Source organism: Micromonospora sp. NPDC005254 (assembly GCF_042872525.1).
GTDB lineage: Bacteria > Actinomycetota > Actinomycetes > Mycobacteriales > Micromonosporaceae > Micromonospora.
Window position 1 is genome coordinate 69864 of the sequence record NZ_JBIAKM010000011.1, and the last position, 19310, is coordinate 89173.

The following is a 19310-nucleotide window of genomic DNA, read 5'->3' on the forward strand; positions in this document are numbered from 1 at the left end:
AGCAGGGCCGGCGCCGAGATCGAGAGCAGGTGCGCAGGGCCCTTCGGCCCGACCTATGACCGGCACCCCACCTCCCGGCCCGCCCCGGGTGCAGACCAGGATCACCGTGCCCGACTCCAAGATCATGGTCAATCTGCTCGGCGCGGGCGACGAGATCCTGCGACTCGTCGAACGCTCGGTCGCCAGTGACGTGCACGTCCGGGGCAACGAGATCACGATCACCGGCGCCCCCGCGGACAACGCCCTCGCCGAGCGGGTCTTCAGTGAGCTGCTCGAACTCATCGAGAAAGGCGAGACCCTGACCACTGACGCCGTCCGGCGTACCGTCGGCATGCTCGAGCAGGGCAGCGCCGAGCGGCCCGCCGAGGTCCTGACCCTCGACATCCTCTCCCGTCGCGGGCGCACCATCCGCCCCAAGACGCTCGGGCAGAAGCGGTACGTCGACGCGATCGACTCGAACACCATCGTCTTCGGCATCGGCCCGGCCGGCACCGGCAAGACCTACCTGGCGATGGCGAAGGCCGTCCAGGCGCTCCAGGCCAAGCAGGTCAACCGCATCATCCTGACCCGACCGGCGGTCGAGGCGGGGGAGCGGCTGGGCTTCCTGCCCGGCACGCTCAACGAGAAGATCGACCCGTACCTGCGCCCGCTCTACGACGCGCTGCACGACATGCTCGACCCGGAGTCGATCCCGAAGCTGATGGCCGCCGGGACGATCGAGGTCGCGCCCCTGGCGTACATGCGGGGCAGGACGTTGAATGACGCGTTCATCATCCTGGACGAGGCGCAGAACACGACGCCCGAGCAGATGAAGATGTTCCTCACCCGACTCGGCTTCAACTCCAAGATCGTCGTGACGGGTGACATCACCCAGGTGGACCTTCCCGGCGGGACGAGCAGCGGCCTGCGGGTGGTCCGGGAGATCCTGGAGAACGTCGACGACGTGCACTTCTCCCAGTTGTCCAGCTCCGACGTGGTTCGCCACCGGCTGGTCGGGGAAATCGTCGACGCGTACGCCCGCTGGGACGCCGAGCGGGAGACCCAGCAGGCGCAGGGCGTCCACGCCATTCCCGGGCGACCCGCCCAGGGCGGCCGGTCCGGCCGCCGCCGCTAAAGCAGAGGAAAGCAGTTGTCCATCGAGATCGCCAACGAGTCCGGTGTCGAGGTCGACACCGACGCCGTGCTCGCCGTCGCCCGGCACGCCCTCGACGAGATGGGGGTCAACCCCCTCGCCGAGCTCTCCGTGCTGCTGGTCGACATCGACTACATGACCGAGCTGAACCACCGCTGGATGGGTGGGGACGGCCCGACCGACGTGCTCGCCTTCCCGATGGACGAGGGAAGCGTCGACCACGGTCCGGGCGAGAGCGCCCCCGCCGGCGGCGAGCCGGCCCTGCTCGGTGACATCGTGCTCTGCCCCGAGGTCGCGGCCAAGCAGGCGGCGACCGCCGGGCACGCCTCAGCCGACGAGCTGCACCTGCTCACCGTTCACGGGGTGCTGCACCTGCTCGGCTACGACCACGCCGAGCCGGAGGAGGAGCGCGAGATGTTCGCTCTGCAGGCTCGACTGCTGGCGAGCTGGCGGTCGACCCGCACCCAGTGATGTCCACTCCTTCGTTACTCGCGGTCGGCCCCACGGCCGGCCTTCCCGACCTGCAACTGATCGTCTTCGCGGCGGGCCTGGTGGTGCTGGGCGGTGTGATCGCCATGACCGAGGCGGCGCTCGCCGCGGTCTCGCCGGCCCGGGCCGCCGAGCTGGCCCGGGACGGTGTGCGCGGCGCCCGGACCCTCCAGGTCGTGGCCTCGGACGTCGTCCGGCACCTCAATCTGCTGCTGTTGCTGCGGCTGCTCGCCGAGCTGACCGCCACCACGCTGGTGGCGTTGGTCGCGGTGGACAGCTTCGGCGCCGGCTGGCGTGCCGCGCTGGTCACCGCCGGCGCGATGACCGTGGTCAGCTTCGTGGTGGTCGGTGTCGCGCCGCGCACCATCGGCCGGCAGCACGCGTACGCGGTGGGCCGGGCGGTCGCGCCGCTGGTCCGCTGGCTGGGCCGCGCGCTCAACCCCCTCGCGTCGCTGCTCATCCTGATCGGCAACGCGGTCACCCCGGGGCGCGGCTTCCGGGAGGGGCCGTTCGCCAGCCAGGTGGAGCTGCGTGAGCTGGTGGACCTGGCCGAGCAGCGCGGCGTCGTGGAGCACGGCGAGCGTCAGATGATCCATTCGGTCTTCGCGCTCGGCGACACCATCGCCCGCGAGGTGATGGTCCCGCGTACGGAGATGGTGTGGATCGAGGAGGGCAAGACCCTCGCCCAGGCGTTGGTGCTCTTCCTGCGGTCGGGTTTCTCCCGCATCCCGGTGATCGGGGAGAGCGTCGACGACGTACTCGGGGTGCTCTACCTCAAGGACCTGATCCGGCGGTCGCGGGGCGGCGAACCGGACGCCGAGCAGTTGCCGGTGGCCGAGCTGATGCGCCCGGCCACCTTCGTCCCGGAGTCCAAGCCGGTCGACGATCTGCTGTCGGAGATGCAGGCGGCCCGCAACCACCTGGTCATCGTGGTCGACGAGTACGGCGGCACCGGTGGTCTGGTCACCATCGAGGACATCCTGGAGGAGATCGTCGGTGAGATCACCGACGAGTACGATGTCGAACGCCCGCCGGTCGAACGCCTCGCGGACTCCTCGGTGCGGGTGACCGCCCGCCTGCCGGTGGAGAACCTGGGCGAGATGTTCGGCGCCGATCTGCCCACCGACGAGGTGGAGACGGTCGGTGGCCTGCTCGCCCAGTCGCTGGGACGGGTGCCGATCCCCGGAGCGCAGGCCGAGGTGGCCGGCCTCCGGCTGGTCGCCGAGGGCACCACGGGCCGGCGCAACCGGATCGACACCGTCCTGGTCAGCAGGGTGGAGTCGGGCGACGAGCAGGACAGCACCGGGCGCGGCGACCATGCCGGCCCCGGGGACGACCCGGATCATTACCGAGACGAGGAGAGGCAAGCCGCCGATGCCTGAGACACCCGCCGCGCCCGCCGCCCGGCCCACCCCCACCGCACCGGGACCGCTGAGCGCCGAGGACGGCAAGCTCGTCGTCCTGGCCCGGGGCGCCCGCGGGCGGGTCGGTGCCGTGGAGGGGGCCGCGGTCCGGGACTCCGACGGCCGGACGTACGCGGCGGCCAGCGTCGCGCTGCCCTCGCTGACCCTCACGGCCCTGCAGTTGGCGGTGGCCTCTGCCGTGGCCGCCGGTGCGGGCCGGTTGGAGGCGGCGGTGGTGGTGACCGAGGCGTCGACGCTTGACGGCGCCGGGCACGCCGCGGTACGCGACCTCGCCGTGGACGCGCCGATCCACGTGGCCGCCCCGGACGGCACCGTGCTCGGCACGGTGACCCAGTGAGCCCCGTCCGGGATCCGGAGCCGCGTCCGTACCGGGCCGGGTTCGGCTGCTTCGTGGGCCGGCCCAACGCCGGCAAGTCCACCCTGACGAACGCCATCGTCGGCACCAAGATCGCGATCACCTCGAACAAGCCGCAGACCACCCGGCACGTCATCCGGGCGGTGCTGCACCGTCCGGAGTCGCAGCTGGTTCTGGTGGACACGCCGGGTCTGCACCGCCCCCGTACGCTGCTCGGTGAGCGCCTTAACGACCTGGTCCGCTCGACCTGGACCGAGGTCGACGTGATCGGCCTGTGCATCCCGGCGGACGAGCCGGTGGGGCGCGGCGACCGGTTCATCACCGGCGAGCTGGCCGAGCTGAAGGCGACGGTGCTGGCGGTGGTCACCAAGACCGACCTGGTGGACAAGCGCCGGCTGGCCGAGCAGTTGCTCGCGGTCAGCGAGCTGGGCGAGTTCGCCGAGATCGTGCCGGTGAGCGCCGTCTCGGGGCATCAGGTGGACACGCTCGTCGACGTGATGACCAAATACCTGCCGCCGTCGCCCCAGCTCTACCCGGACGACATGCTGACCGACGACCCGGAGCAGGTGATGGTCGCCGAGCTGATCCGGGAGGCGGCCCTGGAGGGCGTCCGCGACGAGCTGCCACACTCCATCGCCGTGGTGGTCGAGGAGATGATCCCCGAGGGTCAGGTCATGAAGATCTACGCCGACCTGTACGTGGAACGGCCCAGCCAGAAGGCCATCGTCCTCGGTCACAAGGCGAGCCGGCTCAAGGAGGTCGGCACGAACGCCCGCCGGCAGATCGAGGAGCTGCTGGGCAGCCGGGTCTATCTCGACCTGCACGTGCGGGTCGCGAAGGACTGGCAGCGCGACCCGAGGCAGTTGCGCAAGCTGGGCTTCTGAGCGTCATCCGGCGGCCCTGCTGAGGGGCGGGCGCCGGTCGGCCTGATCGTTTCCGGTCGGCCCCATGGGCAGCCTCACGATCGGCCGGGGTCGGCGTCGTTTGGCGCGCGGGCCGCGAAGGGTAGGGGAGAAAGCACCGCGTCCCCGATCCAGATGCAGGCTGATGCGCAACAGATACCTCGATCTGCTCCGTTTCCTCGCCATCGTCCGGGTGGTCGTCTACCACGTCACCGGCTGGGCGACCCTCACCCTCGTCTTCCCCGCCATGTCGGTGATGTTCGCGCTGGCCGGCTCGTTGATGGCCGCCTCGCTCGCGCGGTCCGGCCCGGTGGCGGTCGGCCGCCGGTTGCGCCGGCTGTTGCCGTCGCTGTGGGTGCTGGCGGCCGTCTTCGTGCCGGCCATGCTGCTCACCGGGCTGGCGCTGTCGCCCCGGGTGCTGCTGTGGCTGTTCCCGATCACCGACCCGCCGGCGAACAACTGGGGCGCCCTGGCGCTGAGCATCATCTGGTACCTGCGGGACTACCTGTGGTTCGTGCTCGCCTCGCCGGTCGCGCTCTGGCTGTTCCGGCGGGCCCCGCTGCCCACCCTGCTCGCCCCGTACGTGGTGCTGGTGACGATCGAGGTGGGGATCTACCCGGCGCCGCCGGTGGTGCGCGAGTTCGGCCTGTACTTCGGCGCGTGGCTGCTCGGCTTCGCCCACCACGCCGGGATGCTGCGTCGACTCACCGGCCGGGTGCTGTACCCGCTGTCGCTGGGCCTCGCGGTCGTCGGCGGGGCCTGGATCGTCACGCATCCCGGCCCGCGCGGGTACGACCTCAACGACAACCACCTCGGCAACGCGCTCTGGTCGGCCGCGTTCATCCTGGTCGTGCTGGGTCGGGCGCCGGCCGGGGTGGCCTGGCTGGAGCGCAGCCGGCTGGCCGAACGGGTGGTGACCGTGTTCAACCGGCGGGCGCTCACCATCTATCTCTGGCACATGCCGTTCGTGGTGGCGCTCACCCCGCTGGTCGACGTGGTCGGCTGGTCGCACCAGGACCCGGTGGGGCTGGCTGTCCGGGTGCTGCTGGTCTTCGCGCTTGTCGGTCTGGTCACCCTGGCCGTCGGCTGGGTCGAGGACGTCGCCGCCCGTCGCCGCCCGGAGCTGATCCCGGGCGGGCCGCCCCGCCCGACCGTCCCGCCGGCCCCCTCCGACGGTGGCCCGGCGGGTCGTCTCGGAGTCGGCGAGACCGTTGGACGGGCGGCGGTACCGGCGCAGCGGGTGTCCGGAGCGGCGGCGACCGTCGAGATCAACGCTGGCTGATCGACACGTCGCCGCTGCCGGCCGAGCCGTCGAGCACCAGGGAGGCGGCCGGGTCGTCGGCGACGGTGATCCGGGCGTCGCCGGAGCCGGTGTTGGAGCGGACCCGGTAACTGCCGGCCGGCACCACCAGCGAGACGTCCCCGCTGGAGGCGTGCAGACGCGCCGAGGCGGCGGTCTCCAGCTCGACGACGACGTTGCCGGAGCCGGCCTCGGCGTCCGTCGTTCCGCCCACACGGCGAGCCGTGATGTCGCCGGAGCCGGCGCGCAGTCGTACGGCCGAACGGGCCTCGCTCAGCTCGATGTTGCCGGAGCCGGTCTCCACGTCGATCGCACCGGCGACGTCGCTGATCCGCACGTCGCCCGAGCCCAGCCGCAGCTTCACCGCGCCGACCCTGGTCAGCTCGACGTCACCCGAGCCGCTCTCGCCCTGCACGGTCACGCCCTCGGGGACGGTCACCTCGTACGAGACGCTGCACCGGTCGCCGCAGTCGGTGTCCAGCACCAACTCGCTGTCCTTGATCTCGTACCGGGCCTTGGGTTCGCCGCCCTGATAGCGCACGACCCGCTTGATCCGTGCCTCGCCCGCCGTGCCGTCGCCTCGGACGATCACGTCTCCGGAGCCCCCCTGCACCCGGATGGTGCTGATCTTCACCGCCTCGGTGTTGTCGTAGTCGAGCCGGCGGAAGGACAGGTTGTCGCACCCGGCGAGCAGGATGAGGGCTGTGGCCAGCCCCAACGCGACGGGCGCGGTGGCGTGGCGACGACGGGCGGCGGTGGTCTCGTGCAGTGCCATGACGAGCACGCTACGGCCGGTGACGAGCCGGGCGCATCGGGGTTCGTCCGCGCGTCCACCCCGAACCAACCCTGATTTCACACCCCGAGGGAGAATGGTCCGATGGCCGGGTACCGCCGACAGCTCTACCGCGACGACGCGGTGGTGCTGCGCGTGCAGAAGCTCGGCGAGTCCGACCGGATCATCACGCTGCTCACCCGCCGGCACGGCCGGCTGCGGGCGGTCGCCCGGGGGGTCCGGCGCACGATGAGCAAGTTCGGCGCCCGGCTGGAGCCGTTCGGTCACGTCGACCTCCAACTCGCCGGTGACCCCAAGGGCAACCACGGCAGCTCGCTGCACACGGTCAGCCAGGTCGAGGGCATCGAGCTGTACGGCAAGCGGTTCCTCGGGGACTATCCCCGCTACACGGCGGCCAGCGCGATCGCCGAGACCGCCGAGCGGCTGACGCCGGTCGAGCGGGAGCCGTCGCTGCGGCTGTTCCAGCTCACCGTGGGGGCGCTGAAGGCGCTGTCCCGGGGCGAACACGCGACCACGCTGGTGCTCGACGCGTACCTGCTGCGCGGGATGGCTCTCGCGGGCTGGGCTCCGGCGCTGATCGCCTGCGCGGTCTGCGGCACCCCCGGGCGGCACCGCGCGTTCTCCGTGCCGGCCGGCGGCGCGGTCTGCCCGGACTGCCGGCCGCCCGGCGCGGCCCATCCCGCGCCGGCCACCATCGACCTGATGTCCGCGCTGACCACCGGCGACTGGGTGGTCGCCGACGCCACCGAGACCGGTGTACGTCGGGAGTGCAGCGGGCTGGTCGCGGCGCACCTCCAGTGGCATCTGGAACGCGCGCTACGCTCGCTGCCGCTGGTCGACCGGGGGCCCTCGGTCGCCGGCACGGTCCCGCCGCCGGGCGGCGGTGGGGCTGCGATGCTCCGGCCGCGCGGTGACGTCGAGGCCGGTGCGGACGGCACGAGCAGGGAGAGAGCCGAGTGATCCGATCGATGAGGTCCGGCCGGCGGGAGCCGACGCCACCGACGCCGCACCCGTCCGGTGCCCGGCCGCCGGCGCTGCCGAGCGAGGCGGTGCCGAAGCACGTGGCCGTCGTGATGGACGGCAACGGCCGGTGGGCCAAGGAGCGCGGGTTGCCCCGCACCAAGGGCCACGAGGCGGGGGAGCACAGCCTCTTCGACACCATCGAGGGCGCGATCGAGATGGGCATCCCCTACCTGTCGGCGTACGCGTTCTCCACCGAGAACTGGCGGCGCTCGCCCGACGAGGTCCGGTTCCTGATGGGGTTCAACCGGGACGTGATCCGTCGACGCCGCGACCAGCTGGTCGACCTCGGCGTCCGGGTGGTCTGGTCGGGGCGGCCGGGGCGGTTGTGGAAGAGCGTCATCTCCGAGTTGCAGACCGCCGAGGAGATGTCCCGGGGCAACTCGACGCTGACCCTGCAGTTCTGTGTGAACTACGGCGGGCAGGCCGAGATCGGCGACGCCGCCGCGGCGATCGCCCGGGACGTGGCGGCCGGTCGACTGGACCCGTCGAAGGTCACCGAGAAGACCGTCGCGAAATACCTGTACCACCCGGAGATCCCGGAGGTGGACCTGTTCCTGCGGCCCTCCGGCGAGGAGCGGATCTCCAACTTCCTGCTCTGGCAGACCGCGTACGCCGAGTTGGTCTTCCTGGACACCCTCTGGCCGGACTTCGACCGCCGCCACCTCTGGTACGCGTGCGAGCTGTACGCCCAGCGGGACCGGCGGTTCGGCGGCGCGCTGCCCAACCCGGTGGCTCCGACGGTCTGAGCGAGGCTTATCCACCCGTCACGCTGGGTATCAGGAACGTCAGAAGCCACTGACGGAGGTGAACCCACATGATCCAGAAGCGCATTGCCCAGTGGGCGGTGATGGCGATCGCGGTGCCGCTGGCCGCGGCCGGCGCCCGCCGGCTCAGCCACACCCTGGAGGCCCGGCGTGGTCCCTCCGGGGCGACCCGGCTGCTGACCAGGGGCGCGGATCTGATCCGCCCGCAGAAGGCCAAGCGCCGCCGGTTCTGGTAGTTCCCGACTCTCCGGCGCCGCCCCGCACACGACGTGCGGGGCGGCGCCGGCGTCTCACCCTGTCGATCATGGAGTTGTGGTGGCCGGTTCGGTCGCATTCACGACTTTCGTTCACCGCCACAACTCCATGATCGACGCGGCCGGGGTGGGGGGTCTGGGTTGGTTGTTTCGGGGTTCGGGGAGGTGGGGGCAGGTAGGGTCCGGAGGTGGCGGGACTCGGCGGGAATCGGCGGCTGGGGGTGGATATGCGGGATCTCCGGTACAAAATGATCATGGCGTTGAACGCGGCGGATCTGGGCGACCCGATCTGCGAACAGGTCGCCGAGATCTGCGCCGAGATCGCCGAGCAGCACTGCGCGGAGTTCGGTCACACGCCGCAGCTGCGCACCGGTGAGATCGCCGAGCTGGTCACCGGTGAACCGGCCCTGACCTGGGCGCCGTCGACCCCCGACGCCGGGCAGCGTGCCTGGTGACCGCACCCGCGCCGTCGGTCGACCTGCGTCGGGCCGAGGACCGGTTCGCCACCCGGATCTCCTGGTTGGACTCCAAGCACTCCTTCTCGTTCTCCCGGCACTACGACCCGGCCAACACCCACCACGGGCTGCTGCTGGTGAACAACGACGACGTGGTCCGGCCCGGCGCCGGCTTCGAGACCCACCCGCACGAGGACATGGAGATCGTCACCTGGGTGCTGCGCGGCTCACTCGTGCACCAGGACTCCACCGGCCACTCCGGGGTGATCTACCCCGGCCTGGCGCAGCGGATGAGCGCCGGCACCGGCATCCTGCACTCGGAGAAGAACGACGCCTGGCGGCTCAACAACCAGGAGCCGCACAGCGACCCCGTGCACTTCGTGCAGATGTGGGTGCTCCCCGATGAGCAGGGCGTCGACCCCGGCTACGAGCAGCTGGAGATCGAGGACGAGTTGCTGCGCGGCGGCCTGGTGCCGATCGCGTCCGGGATGGACCGCTACGACGGCGCGTCCGCGATCCGGATCCGCAACCGGTACGCGACCCTGCACGCCGCCCGACTCGGCCCCGGCGACGAGGTCACCCTCCCGGACGCGCCCTTCGTGCACCTGTACGTGCCGAACGGCACGGTGACCCTGGAGGACAGCGGCCCGCTCGGCACCGGCGACGCCGCCCGGCTCACCATGACCGGCGGCCGGCGGGTGACCGCCGACGAGCCGGCCGAGATCCTCGTCTGGGAGATGCACGCCACTGTCGCCTGACGGGTGCCCGCGCGTACCTGCCGTCTGGTCCCATGATCGTGCTCGATCCTGGATGTCAACGCCGTTGCGTTTAGCGCCGTGAGCGGGAGGCAAGTCCTTTCTCGAAGAGTGTGATTTCGGCGTGGAAGCTGTAGGTCTGTGTGGTTGTTGGGTGTTGTCCGGTGTTCGGGCCGTACTTGCTGGTCGGGTTCTTGCGGGTGCGGGCTTTGACGCGGGGGCGGCGCCGTGCGGGCAGGAGGTTGGCCAGCGCGGCGTGGCCGATTGCGCCGAGGAGGTCGGCGGGGCCGTGGGGGAGGATCGCGCTGGCGGTGGTGATCGTGTCGATGGCGGTTTCGATGAGGATCGTGAAGCTGATCCGGTCCATGTCGGTGCCTGGCTGGGTTGACGCGGCGTCTGCGGCCGCGCGGATGAGGGCTTGGTAGGCGGTGAGCAGGGCGTATGCCTCCTGCTCGATCCCGGGGATGCTGTGAGAGCGCAGGACACGGCCGTTGAGCATGGTCGCTTTGATCGAGTAGTAGGTGGTCTCGGCTTGCCAGCGTTCGTGGTAGAGGTCCACGAGTTCTCGGGCGAGGTAGCGGGCGTGGTCGGTCAGGCTGGTGATCAGCCGCCACTGCTCGTGGCGCACCGTGCCGTCGGCGAGGGTGACGGTGACCTGCGCTTCGACGACCCGTACCAGGATGAGGGCGGCGAGGGTGCCGTAGCCGATGCGGGTCAGGTAGGAGCCATCGGGCAGGCGTTGCGTGATGGTCGGGCGGCGGCAGGCGGTGGAGCGGACCAGGAACTGCGCTCCGGTGGCGTGCACATCGTGCAGGAATTGCGCGGCGTCGAAGCCGGCGTCGGCCAGCAGCAGCATCGCGCGGTCCAGGACGCCCACCAGGCGGTGGGCATACGGCAGTTCGCCTCCTGCGTCAGGGCCGAAGTCCGCGGCGAGCAGGGCGCGGGTCCCGCACTCGATCACCACGAGCAGCCGCAGCAGCGGGTAGCCGAACTCCCGCCGCTCTCCTGCCCGTTTGGGGTAGCGCCAGGTGACCTGTTCCCGATCGGGCACGTGCAGGTCAGTGCCGTCGATGGCCACGGTGCGCAGGCCCCGGTAGAACACGCCGGGCTGGCTGGGCAGACCGACGACACCGGCCAACGTCTCGAACAGACGCCGTAGCGGCGCCGCTCCGATCCGGCGGCGGGCGCGTGAGAGTGAGGAGACGCTCGGCCGCGTCAGGCGCAGGTCCGTCAGGGCAGCGGTCAGCTTCCCCCAGGTCGCCAGATAGGAACAGCGCTCGAACAGCGCCAGCGCAAGGACGAAGTACACCACGACCCGAGACGGCAGCAGCCGCAGCCGCTTCTCCCGCGTCCCGGTCTCCTCCAACACCGCGTCTACGAGGTCAAAGTCAATGATCTGCGTCAACTCACCCAGATGACCGGGCGCGTGCACACCCCCGGCCACCTGCAACGACCGCCTGATGACAGACTTCTCCTGCAACGGGACTCCTGATAACGATCACCTTGCTCGACACAAGCTGATCTATCAGAAGTCCCGTTCGCGTCTCCAAAGCCCTTGACTCAAGTCCCGATCGCCAAACGCAACAGCGTTGACATGGATGTGGTGGCCTCCCGTTGTCGGAAGGCCACCACATCATGGATCGAGCACGATCTTGCGGGGCGCGGCGCGCGGGGCGATTCCGGCTACGCCGGGGACTCGGTCTTCTCGCCGGCCCAGGTGGTGTGGAACGAGCCCTCGCGGTCGACGCGCTGGTAGGTGTGCGCGCCGAAGTTGTCCCGCAGGCCCTGGATCAGCGCGGCGGGCAGCCGCTCGGCGCGCAGCCCGTCGAAGTACGCCAGCGACGACGAGAACGCCGGCGTCGGCACCCCCGCCCGGGCCGCGTCGGCCACGACCCGCCGCCAGCTCGGCACGCCGGCCGCGACCGCCTCGGCGAAGTACGGCGCCACGAGCAGCGTCGGCAGGTCGGGCTGCTCGTCGTACGCCTCGCGGATGCGGTTCAGGAAGCGGGCGCGGATGATGCAGCCGCCCCGCCAGATGGTCGCCGTGCCGCCGAGGTCGATGTCCCAGTCGTATTCCTGGCTGCCGGCCCGGATGTGGTCGAAGCCCTGCGCGTACGCGACGATCTTGGAAGCGAGCAGCGCCCGGCGCACGTCCTCCACGAACGCGTCCCGGTCGGCGACCTCCCACTTCTCACCGGCGTCCGGGAACGCCCGCCGGGCCGCCTCGCGCTGGTCGACGTGCCCGGACAGCGAGCGGGCGAACGTCGCCTCGGCGATCCCGGTGATCGGGATGCCCAGGTCGAGGGCGCTCTGCACCGTCCACCGGCCGGTGCCCTTCTGCTCGGCCCGGTCCTGCACGACGTCGACGAACGCGCGGCCGGTCGCCGCGTCGGTGTGCGCGAGCACGTCGGCGGTGATCTCGATGAGGAAGGACTCCAGCTCGCCGTTGTTCCAGTCGCGGAAGATCTCCGCGATCTCCGCCGGCTTCGCGCCCAGGCCGGACCGGAGCAGGTCGTACGCCTCGGCGATGAGCTGCATGTCGGCGTACTCGATGCCGTTGTGCACCATCTTGACGAAGTGCCCGGCGCCGTCCGGCCCGACGTGCATGCAGCACGGCACGCCGTCCACGTGGGCGGCGATCTTCTCGAACATCGGCCCGAGCTTGGCGTACGACTCGGCGGAACCGCCCGGCATGATGCTCGGCCCGAGCAGCGCGCCCTCCTCACCACCGGAGACGCCGGTGCCGCTGAAGTGCAGCCCCTGCGCGCGCAGCGACTCCTCCCGGCGACGGGTGTCGGCGAAGTGGGCGTTGCCGCAGTCGACGATGATGTCGCCCTCCTCCAGCAGCGGCACCAGCTCGTCGATCACGGCGTCGGTGGGCGCACCGGCCTTGACCATCACGATCACCGCGCGGGGCCGTTCCAGCGACGCCACGAAGTCGGCCATCGACTCACCGGGCACGAAGGTGCCCTCGTCACCGTGCTCGGCGACGAGGCTGCGGGTGCGCTCCGGTGACCGGTTGTGCACCGCCACGGTAAAGCCGTTGCGGGCCAGGTTGCGGGCCAGGTTCCGGCCCATCACCGCCAGCCCGGTCACGCCGATCTGCGCCGTCGCCTGCTCAGCCATTCGTGCCGCCACCTCTCGCCGTCGAACTATCCTGCTGCGACCGTATCGCGGCGCGCGGCATCGTGGGCGAGTCGTCCCACGGCGGGTCACCGCCTGGTCGCGGCCCGTTCGCCCGGCGCGTCCACACCCCGACCGGCAGCCACGCTCACCCCTGGGCCAGTCGGTCCTCCACACGCGCCACCTTCGCGGTGAGCGCGTCGGTGACCCCGGGCCGGACGTCGGCCTTCAGGACGACGCTCACCCGGGGCGCCTGCGCGGCCACCACGTCGACCGCCCGCTTCACCACCGCCATCACCTCGTCCCACTCGCCCTCGACGGTGGTGAACATGGCATCGGTCCGGTTGGGCAACCCGGACTCGCGGACCACCCGTACCGCCTCGGCAACCAGGTCACCCACGGAGTCGCCGGCACCGAGCGGGGTGATCGAGAACGCGATCAGCATGCGCCGATCGTGCCAGGAAATCGGGTGCACGTCTCATCGGGCGGTGGTTAGGGTTCGGGCATGCGTAACTGACGCCCCACTTCCCGAGCCGGCCCGCCGCCCCGCGATCGCGGTCCGTGCGCTCCCGGGCGTCGCGCGTCTCCGTCCACCGTTCGGCCGTGTTGACCCGGCCCGATCCCCGGTGAGCAGTCCCTTCCCGCTCGACCGTCGCGTTGCCACGGTCACCAGCCGATCCGACCGACCGCGGGAGCGCGGGACCGCCGGGAAGGTCGGCACCGAAGGAGGCCCGGATGCCCGCCAGGCGCAATCCGAAGAAGACCCGTACGCCCGCGCCGACGCCGCTGGGCACCGACCCGGCGGCCGGCCACGGCCCGCTCCCACCCACCCGCCCCGACCTCCCGGTCGAACCGATCGAGCCGGCGCTGCCGGCGGTGCTGGTCGAGCCGGCGGTGCCGGTGGAGCCCGCGTTGCCGGCGGTGCTGGTCGAGCCGGCGCTGGCCGTCGACGTGCCGGCGGCGGTCGACGCGCCGACGGTGGACGATCTGCCGAAGACCGCCGGGCGACCGACGGCACCGACGGCCGGGCCACCGCAGGCCGGCGGCACGGCACCGACGGCCGGGCCACCGCAGGCCGGCGGTAACCGCTCGGGCGGTGGCCGCAGCCAACGGGCCGGCCAGCCCCGCCGGTACGCCTTCCGCCGGAGCTGACCGACCCGACCCGTCGGGGCGGTGGCACCAATGTCGGTGATGTGGTGGCCTGCGCAGTGCAGGAGACCACCGCATCACCGAGGTGGTGCGGATCGTCTCGACTGGCTGAGCGGCCCGCTCAGCCGATCAGCGGGCGGAAGGTGCCGAGGAGCACGCTTGTGGTCAGGGCTGCTCCGGCCAGCGCGGCCGCCCCGGCGATCAGCAGCGCGTCGGCGAGGCCAAAGCGCTGGCGTCGGGCGACGGTACGGGGTGTGTCGCCGTCGAAGCCGCGCGCGTCCATGGCGACGGCCAGCCGGGTGCCCCGGCGGATCGCCCCGACCAGCAGCGCGAACGCCGTGGACGTGAACAGCCGCAGCTTCGCCACCGGGTTGCGTCCCGCGTCGACGCCGCGTGCCCGTCGGGCCATGCTGATCATCTGCCACTCCTGACCGAGCAGCGGCACCAGCCGGAACGCGGCCAGCGACCCGACGGCGAACCGCGCCGGCGCCTTCGCGTTCTGGATCAGGGCGTCCGCCAGGTCGGTCGGGTCGGTGGTGGCGAAGACGATCACGCCGGGCAGGGCCACCGCGAAGACCCGCAGCACCAGGCCGAGAGCGGTGCGCAGCACGCCGGTGCTCACCAGCACCGGCCCGGCGTCCAGCAGGATCCGGCCGGACTGGTCGGCGGCGAAGAGCACCAGGGTGACCAGGATGCCGGCGGCGCTGAGCAGCAGGGGCAGGGCCCGCCGGGCCAGCACCCGGTAGCGGACGCCGAACAGCGGCAGGACGGCGAGTTCGACCGCGATGGCGATCGCCGGCGCCACCGGGTCGAGCGTCGCCAGCAGGGTGAACGAGAAGACAAGCGCGGCGGCCACCTTCGCCACCGGGTTGCGCCGGGCCAGCGGGGCGCCGGGCGCGGCGATCGGCTCGATGCTGATCACCGGGCGCCGTCCGGTGCCCGCTGGAGGGTGACCGTGCGGTCGGCGAGCGCGGCGACGAAGTCGAGGTCGTGGGTGACCGTGACCACGCCGTGCCCGGCGTCCCGCAGGTCGGCGAAGAGGTCGACCAGCTCCCGCCAGGTCCGCCGGTCCTGCCCGAAGGTCGGTTCGTCGCAGATCAGCAGGCGGGGCGCCGTGGCCAGGGCCGTCGCCACGCTCAGCCGCCGCGCTTCCCCACCGGAGAGGGTGTACGGGTTGGCGGCCGCGAGTCGGGTCAGCCGCAGCCGGTCCAGCAGCCCCGCGGCGGTCTCCCGGACGGCAGCCTCAGGTTGACCCGTCCGGCGTGGCCCGAGCGCCAGCTCGTCGAAGACGGTGCCGGTGACGAACTGGTGCTCCGGGTCCTGGAAGACCGACCCGATCCGTCGGGCCAGCGCGGGCGCTCGCCAGCGGTGCGGGGGAGCGCGGTGGTCGGCGCCGGCCAACTCGGCCGAAGCGGTGACGCGGCCGGCGCCCGGTTTGAGCAGGCCGCCGAGCAGCAGCGCCAGCGTGGACTTGCCGGCGCCGTTGGGTCCGCGTACGGCGAGCGCCTCTCCGGCGCGTACCGCCAGGTCGGTGGGGCCCAGCCGGGGCGGCAGGCCGAGCCGGTCGGCGGTGAGCAGCAGGTCGCCAGGGGCGGCGGTGGCCGTGCGGGGTGCGATGGGGTGACCGGGCACCCAGACGCCCTCGGCGGCGAGGGCAGCGCCGTGCGCGGCGAAGACCGCCTCGGGCGTCCCGTCCGCGCGGACCCCGCCGCCAGGCTCCAGGACGACCACCCGGTCGACCAGTGGCAGCGCCTCGGCGACCCGGTGTTCGACCAGGATCACTGTGGTGTCGGCGTCCAGCGCGCCCGCCACCGCCCCTCGGACCAGGGCGGCCCCGTCCGGGTCGAGGTTGGCGGTCGGCTCGTCGAGCAGCAGCAGGCCGGGCCGCAGGGCAAGCGCGCCGGCCAGGGCCAGGCGTTGCTGCTCGCCGCCGGACAGCGCGGCAGTGCTGCGGTCGCGGGGGTACGGGAAGCCGACCCGCCGCAGCGCTTCGTCGACCCGGGGCCAGATCTCGTCCGTCGGCACGCCCCGGTTCTCCAGCCCGAACGCGACATCGTCGCCGCTGCGCGCCATCACCAGCTGGGTCTGCGGGTCCTGGAAGACGATGCCGACCCGTTCCCGCGCCTTGCGGGGGTCGAGCCCGTCGATCTCGACGGTGCCCTCCTGCTCACCGGAATCCTCGGGCAGCAGCCCGGCCAGCGCGGTGAGCAGGGTGCTCTTACCGGCCCCGGAGGGCCCGAGCAGCAGCACCCGTTCTCCGGCCTCGACCCGCAGATCCACCCCGCGCACAGCCCAGGCCCGCCGCCCGGCATGCCGCCACCCGAACCCCCGCAGCAGTACCCCGCCCACCCAACACCCCCTCCCTGCCCCTCCCGGCCGTCTCCCGGCCGTCCTCCCGCCGTCTTCCCGCCGTCTCCCCGCCGGTGATCAAGAGGTTTGCGTCAGAATTCCGGCTTCCGTTGACGCAAACCTCTTGATCACGGGGACAGTTGCGCCCTCAGATGAGGGCGCGGTTTCGGCCTACCGGGAAGCGGTCCAGCGCGCCGGTGTTGGCCAGGGCGCGGGTGAGCAGCCAGCCGCCCACGCCAGCGATGATCGTGGCGCTGACGATGGTGAGCAGGGCGTACGGGATGCGGTAGTCGCCCAGCGCGTAGTCGACGTTCCAGACGAAGAAGTCGAACAGCGCCGCGCTGAGACCGGTCAGCGCGCCGGCCAGCACGGCGGTCGGCAGCCGGTACGACCGGTACCGGAAGGCGGCGAACGCCAGCTCGGCCCCGATGCCCTGCACGATGCCCTGGGGGATCACCGTGCCGGCCCACTGGCTGCCCAGCAGTGCGGAGACGACTGCGGCCACCGTCTCGCAGTAGAGCGCGGCGCCGGGCTTGCGGATGACCAGGCCGCCGACCACGGCCGGCAGCAGCCAGACGCCGTAGATCAGCGTCTGCGCGGGCGGGAAGAAGGCGAACGCGCCCTCGGTGGCGCTCCAGACCAGGCCCCAGGCCCAGAAGATGACGCCGAAGGCGACCGCGATCACCGAGGCGACCACGATGTCGATGGTGCGCCAACGGCTGGTGGTGTTGTCCATGCTGTGCTCCCAGTTCAGTGGAACGAACCAGGAGAAGACGCACGCCGCGCGCCCGGTGGCACCGGACTCACGGCGCGGCTGGAGGTCGACCGAACTCCCTGCGCTGGCATTACCCAGATCAGGTTCGAGGGTCTGCGGGCGTGCCCGCACTCTCAGCGCTGTGCGCTCCCCTGTCGGATGTGAAGTTGTCTCGGTGACGCTAGCACCGACCAGGGGTAACGGCCCAGCAGGGCATTCGGCCGCCCGCGCATCAGGGCCGGCGCTCGGCCGGCTGGGTAGGCTGCCGATCATGCAGGTCGACGCGCGAGGTCTCACGTTCGAGATAGGCACCGGCGGCCCGGCCGACGGCATTCCCGTCCTCCTGCTGCACGGCTTCCCGCAGCACAGCGGGGAGTGGGACGACGTCGTGCCGGCACTGCACGCCGCCGGGCTGCGCACGTACGCGCTGGACCAGCGGGGCTACTCGCCGGGTGCCCGGCCGGAGGCGGTGGTCGCGTACCGGATTCCGGAACTGGTCGCCGACGTGGTGGCGGTGCTCGACGCGCTCGATGTGGACGCCGTCCACCTGGTCGGCCACGACTGGGGCGCGATCGTGGCCTGGGCGGTGGCCGCCGCGCACCCCGAGCGGGTCCGTACGTTGACCGCGGTGTCCGTGCCGCACCCGGCGGCCATGGCGCACGCCCTCGCCACCGACGGCCAGCAGAAGGCGCGCTCGTCGTACATCGCGCTGTTCCGCAAGCCGGGCAAGGCCGAGAAGGTGCTGCTGGCGTGGCACGCGACGGCGCTGCGCAAGATGCTCGGCGGGGTGGGTGACGCCTCCCGGGTGGACCGCTACGCCGACCCGATGCGGGAGCCGGGTGCGCTCACCGCCGCCCTGAACTGGTACCGGGCCATGTCCCGCGCCGACCTGGCCGGCGTCGGCCCGGTCGCGGTACCCACCACCTACGTCTGGAGCGACCGGGACGTCGCCATCGGGCGGACCGCCGCCGAGGCGTGCGCCGCCAACGTCATCGGTGACTACCGCTTCGTACCGCTGCCCGGGGTGAGCCACTGGATTCCGGACGCCGCACCCGCCGCGCTGGCCGAGGCGGTCCTGGCCCGGATCGCCGGAACGGCCTGAGCCGTGCCGTGCCGAGACACGCCGGGCCAACGAACGCCGGGCAGACGGGCGCCGGGTGGGCCGGCGCCGGGCGGAGGAGCGCCGTGACGGCACCTGCCGGCGGGCCGGACACCCGTCGCTCGCTCGCCGCGCAGCTGCGCCTGCTGGGTGTACGCCCCGGCTCGACGCGGGCGACTTCGGCGCGTTGGGTCGGGACCTGGAGGCCACCGGGGCGGTGCGCTGCGGCCCGGTGGGCGCGGGGACGGGGAGGTTGGTACGCCAGCGGGCGGCGGTCGACTTCGCGGTGCAGTGGATGGCCCGCAACCGGACGACGGAGGACGCATGAGTGTGAGCGCCGAGGACTACCTGGCCGTGGTGACCGAGACGATCGGCCGGGTGGCCGCCAGCCAGCGGGATGCGGTCGGGCGGGCCGCCGATCTGATCGCCGAAGCGGTACGCGCCGACGGGGTGGTGCACGCCTTCGGCACCGGGCACTCGGAGGCCCTCGCCATGGAGATCGCCGGTCGGGCGGGTGGTCTGGTGCCCACCAACCGGATCGCGCTGCGTGACCTGGTGCTGCTCGGCGGCGAACCGGCCGATCGTCTCGGGCCGCTGCTGGAGCGGGACCCGGCGGTGGCGCACCGGCTCTGGGAGCTGGCCCCCGTACAGGCTGCCGACGTCTTCGTGCTCGCGTCGAACTCCGGGGTCAACGGCGCGATGGTCGAGTTCGCCACGCTGGTCAAGGAGCATGGTCACCCGCTGGTGGCGATCACCTCGGCGCAGCACTCCGGCCGGATGACGTCCCGCCACCCGTCCGGGCGCAAGCTGGCCGACCTCGCCGACGTGGTGCTCGACAACGGCGCACCGTACGGCGACGCGACCCTGCCGCTGCCCGGCGGTGGCGCGGTCGGCGCGGTCTCCTCGATCACGGCGGCGCTGCTGGCGCAGCAGATCACCGTGGAGGTCGTCGCCCGGTTGCTGGCAGCGGGGGAGCGGCCCCCGGTCTACCTGTCGGCGAACATCCCGGACGGCGACGCGCACAACACGGCCCTGGAGGCCAGATACGCCGGCCGGATCCGCCGCGGCTCCTGACCCCCGGCGGCGCGGGCGATGGCGCGACCCGGGCGGTCGGCATGGCGCGGGCGGGCGACGGCACGGCGGGTGGCGCGGGCGGCTCGGCTTGGGGCGGGCGGGCGACGGCACGGCGA

At 72.3% G+C, this 19310-nt stretch carries 22 protein-coding genes and 1 riboswitch; of the genes, 15 read left to right on the forward strand and 7 right to left on the reverse strand.

Translation table 11 applies throughout. The features are described 5' to 3' along the window. Positions 1-55 precede the first annotated feature (55 nt). The 6 genes from ACFYPR_RS28675 (at position 56) to ACFYPR_RS28700 (ending at position 5584) form a co-directional block, all read left to right on the forward strand. Complete coding sequence (locus ACFYPR_RS28675) at positions 56-1114, forward strand: PhoH family protein (RefSeq protein ID WP_387263495.1); 1059 nt, start codon at positions 56-58, stop codon at positions 1112-1114. Between the two features lie 15 nt (positions 1115-1129). Next, entirely contained in the window at positions 1130-1603 is a 474-nt protein-coding gene (ybeY, locus tag ACFYPR_RS28680) for an rRNA maturation RNase YbeY (protein WP_007463954.1), read from the forward strand. Further along, a complete protein-coding gene (locus tag ACFYPR_RS28685) occupies positions 1579-3003 on the forward strand; it encodes a hemolysin family protein (protein ID WP_387263670.1) in 1425 nt (474 codons plus the stop codon). Before ybeY ends, ACFYPR_RS28685 begins: the two co-directional genes overlap by 25 nt. Then, positions 2996-3382, forward strand: a complete 387-nt coding sequence (locus ACFYPR_RS28690; RefSeq protein WP_234587216.1) for a cytidine deaminase — start codon at positions 2996-2998, stop codon at positions 3380-3382. Before ACFYPR_RS28685 ends, ACFYPR_RS28690 begins: the two co-directional genes overlap by 8 nt. Then, positions 3379-4284 carry a GTPase Era gene (gene era, locus ACFYPR_RS28695; RefSeq protein ID WP_354862025.1) on the forward strand — a complete coding sequence of 302 codons (906 nt, stop codon included), beginning with the start codon at positions 3379-3381 and terminating at the stop codon, positions 4282-4284. The genes ACFYPR_RS28690 and era overlap by 4 nt, the downstream gene beginning before the upstream one ends. Before the next feature lie 163 nt (positions 4285-4447). After that, positions 4448-5584 (forward strand): acyltransferase, encoded by a 1137-nt coding sequence (locus ACFYPR_RS28700; RefSeq protein WP_354862023.1) that lies wholly within the window; start codon positions 4448-4450, stop codon positions 5582-5584. Here ACFYPR_RS28700 and ACFYPR_RS28705 read toward each other — a convergent pair. Then, entirely contained in the window at positions 5571-6377 is an 807-nt protein-coding gene (locus tag ACFYPR_RS28705; protein ID WP_387263498.1) for a DUF4097 domain-containing protein, read from the reverse strand. The two genes, ACFYPR_RS28700 and ACFYPR_RS28705, sit on opposite strands and share 14 nt — an antisense overlap. Before the next feature lie 102 nt (positions 6378-6479). Here ACFYPR_RS28705 and recO point away from each other — a divergent pair, with 102 nt between their 5' ends. The 5 genes from recO to ACFYPR_RS28730 all read left to right on the forward strand — a co-directional run bounded on the left by recO (position 6480) and on the right by ACFYPR_RS28730 (position 9649). Next, the gene (recO, locus tag ACFYPR_RS28710) at positions 6480-7355 is read left to right on the forward strand and encodes a DNA repair protein RecO (RefSeq protein ID WP_355067065.1); all 876 of its coding nucleotides are present in this window, start codon (positions 6480-6482) and stop codon (positions 7353-7355) included. 8 nt (positions 7356-7363) lie between these two features. Further along, positions 7364-8164, forward strand: coding sequence for an isoprenyl transferase (locus tag ACFYPR_RS28715; RefSeq protein WP_354862036.1), 801 nt, complete (start codon positions 7364-7366; stop codon positions 8162-8164). Positions 8165-8232: 68 nt separating this feature from the next. Next, positions 8233-8418 carry a hypothetical protein gene (locus ACFYPR_RS28720; protein WP_121655421.1) on the forward strand — a complete coding sequence of 62 codons (186 nt, stop codon included), beginning with the start codon at positions 8233-8235 and terminating at the stop codon, positions 8416-8418. A gap of 272 nt (positions 8419-8690) precedes the next feature. Next, positions 8691-8891, forward strand: coding sequence for a thioredoxin reductase (locus ACFYPR_RS28725; protein WP_354854685.1), 201 nt, complete (start codon positions 8691-8693; stop codon positions 8889-8891). Then, the gene (locus tag ACFYPR_RS28730) at positions 8888-9649 is read left to right on the forward strand and encodes a pirin family protein (protein WP_355067066.1); all 762 of its coding nucleotides are present in this window, start codon (positions 8888-8890) and stop codon (positions 9647-9649) included. Before ACFYPR_RS28725 ends, ACFYPR_RS28730 begins: the two co-directional genes overlap by 4 nt. Positions 9650-9719: 70 nt before the next feature. Here the strand turns inward: ACFYPR_RS28730 and ACFYPR_RS28735 are convergent, their stop codons facing one another. The 3 genes from ACFYPR_RS28735 to ACFYPR_RS28745 form a co-directional block, all read right to left on the reverse strand. Beyond that, positions 9720-11090, reverse strand: a complete 1371-nt coding sequence (locus tag ACFYPR_RS28735; RefSeq protein WP_387263501.1) for an IS4 family transposase — start codon at positions 11088-11090, stop codon at positions 9720-9722. A gap of 239 nt (positions 11091-11329) precedes the next feature. Next, complete coding sequence (gene gndA / locus ACFYPR_RS28740; RefSeq protein ID WP_354854681.1) at positions 11330-12772, reverse strand: NADP-dependent phosphogluconate dehydrogenase; 1443 nt, start codon at positions 12770-12772, stop codon at positions 11330-11332. Between the two features lie 145 nt (positions 12773-12917). Further along, positions 12918-13214, reverse strand: a complete 297-nt coding sequence (locus ACFYPR_RS28745) for an MTH1187 family thiamine-binding protein (RefSeq protein ID WP_354854679.1) — start codon at positions 13212-13214, stop codon at positions 12918-12920. Positions 13215-13504: 290 nt separating this feature from the next. Between ACFYPR_RS28745 and ACFYPR_RS28750 the strand changes: the two genes are divergently transcribed. Beyond that, a complete protein-coding gene (locus ACFYPR_RS28750) occupies positions 13505-13921 on the forward strand; it encodes a hypothetical protein (protein ID WP_387263504.1) in 417 nt (138 codons plus the stop codon). 118 nt (positions 13922-14039) lie between these two features. On the opposite strand, the gene ACFYPR_RS28755 is transcribed toward ACFYPR_RS28750, so the two are convergent. The 3 genes from ACFYPR_RS28755 to ACFYPR_RS28765 all read right to left on the reverse strand — a co-directional run bounded on the left by ACFYPR_RS28755 (position 14040) and on the right by ACFYPR_RS28765 (position 17003). After that, positions 14040-14840 (reverse strand): energy-coupling factor transporter transmembrane component T family protein, encoded by an 801-nt coding sequence (locus ACFYPR_RS28755; RefSeq protein WP_387263507.1) that lies wholly within the window; start codon positions 14838-14840, stop codon positions 14040-14042. After that, on the reverse strand, positions 14837-16267 hold the full coding sequence (locus ACFYPR_RS28760; RefSeq protein WP_354854675.1) for an ABC transporter ATP-binding protein: 1431 nt from the start codon (positions 16265-16267) through the stop codon (positions 14837-14839). The genes ACFYPR_RS28755 and ACFYPR_RS28760 overlap by 4 nt, the downstream gene beginning before the upstream one ends. A 148-nt stretch (positions 16268-16415) precedes the next feature. Then, on the reverse strand, positions 16416-17003 hold the full coding sequence (locus tag ACFYPR_RS28765; RefSeq protein ID WP_355067070.1) for an ECF transporter S component: 588 nt from the start codon (positions 17001-17003) through the stop codon (positions 16416-16418). Between the two features lie 77 nt (positions 17004-17080). Then, positions 17081-17185, reverse strand: a riboswitch (TPP riboswitch). A 107-nt stretch (positions 17186-17292) separates the two neighbouring features. Between ACFYPR_RS28765 and ACFYPR_RS28770 the strand changes: the two genes are divergently transcribed. Genes ACFYPR_RS28770 through ACFYPR_RS28780 form a run of 3 tightly spaced genes read left to right on the forward strand, consistent with a single transcriptional unit; the run spans position 17293 to position 19194 of the window. Further along, positions 17293-18123, forward strand: coding sequence for an alpha/beta fold hydrolase (locus ACFYPR_RS28770; RefSeq protein ID WP_387263510.1), 831 nt, complete (start codon positions 17293-17295; stop codon positions 18121-18123). A gap of 55 nt (positions 18124-18178) precedes the next feature. Continuing rightward, the gene (locus ACFYPR_RS28775; protein ID WP_354854670.1) at positions 18179-18448 is read left to right on the forward strand and encodes an AAC(3) family N-acetyltransferase; all 270 of its coding nucleotides are present in this window, start codon (positions 18179-18181) and stop codon (positions 18446-18448) included. After that, positions 18445-19194: an SIS domain-containing protein gene (locus ACFYPR_RS28780; RefSeq protein WP_354854668.1), complete on the forward strand. Its 750-nt coding sequence runs from the start codon at positions 18445-18447 to the stop codon at positions 19192-19194. Before ACFYPR_RS28775 ends, ACFYPR_RS28780 begins: the two co-directional genes overlap by 4 nt. Positions 19195-19310 lie beyond the last annotated feature (116 nt).

What these genes read in the sequence shown, in the direction of transcription:
- ACFYPR_RS28745 (WP_354854679.1), bottom strand. Translation starts at nt 13,214, where the DNA reads ATGCTGATCGCGTTCTCGATCACCCCGCTCGGTGCCGGCGACTCCGTG.
- ACFYPR_RS28675 (WP_387263495.1), top strand. Translation starts at nt 56, where the DNA reads ATGACCGGCACCCCACCTCCCGGCCCGCCCCGGGTGCAGACCAGGATC.
- ACFYPR_RS28750 (WP_387263504.1), top strand. Translation starts at nt 13,505, where the DNA reads ATGCCCGCCAGGCGCAATCCGAAGAAGACCCGTACGCCCGCGCCGACG.
- ACFYPR_RS28780 (WP_354854668.1), top strand. Translation starts at nt 18,445, where the DNA reads ATGAGTGTGAGCGCCGAGGACTACCTGGCCGTGGTGACCGAGACGATC.
- ACFYPR_RS28720 (WP_121655421.1), top strand. Translation starts at nt 8,233, where the DNA reads ATGATCCAGAAGCGCATTGCCCAGTGGGCGGTGATGGCGATCGCGGTG.
- ACFYPR_RS28715 (WP_354862036.1), top strand. Translation starts at nt 7,364, where the DNA reads ATGAGGTCCGGCCGGCGGGAGCCGACGCCACCGACGCCGCACCCGTCC.
- ACFYPR_RS28770 (WP_387263510.1), top strand. Translation starts at nt 17,293, where the DNA reads ATGCAGGTCGACGCGCGAGGTCTCACGTTCGAGATAGGCACCGGCGGC.
- ACFYPR_RS28690 (WP_234587216.1), top strand. Translation starts at nt 2,996, where the DNA reads ATGCCTGAGACACCCGCCGCGCCCGCCGCCCGGCCCACCCCCACCGCA.
- gndA (WP_354854681.1), bottom strand. Translation starts at nt 12,772, where the DNA reads ATGGCTGAGCAGGCGACGGCGCAGATCGGCGTGACCGGGCTGGCGGTG.
- ACFYPR_RS28705 (WP_387263498.1), bottom strand. Translation starts at nt 6,377, where the DNA reads ATGGCACTGCACGAGACCACCGCCGCCCGTCGTCGCCACGCCACCGCG.
- ACFYPR_RS28725 (WP_354854685.1), top strand. Translation starts at nt 8,691, where the DNA reads ATGGCGTTGAACGCGGCGGATCTGGGCGACCCGATCTGCGAACAGGTC.
- recO (WP_355067065.1), top strand. Translation starts at nt 6,480, where the DNA reads ATGGCCGGGTACCGCCGACAGCTCTACCGCGACGACGCGGTGGTGCTG.
- ACFYPR_RS28765 (WP_355067070.1), bottom strand. Translation starts at nt 17,003, where the DNA reads ATGGACAACACCACCAGCCGTTGGCGCACCATCGACATCGTGGTCGCC.
- ACFYPR_RS28700 (WP_354862023.1), top strand. Translation starts at nt 4,448, where the DNA reads ATGCGCAACAGATACCTCGATCTGCTCCGTTTCCTCGCCATCGTCCGG.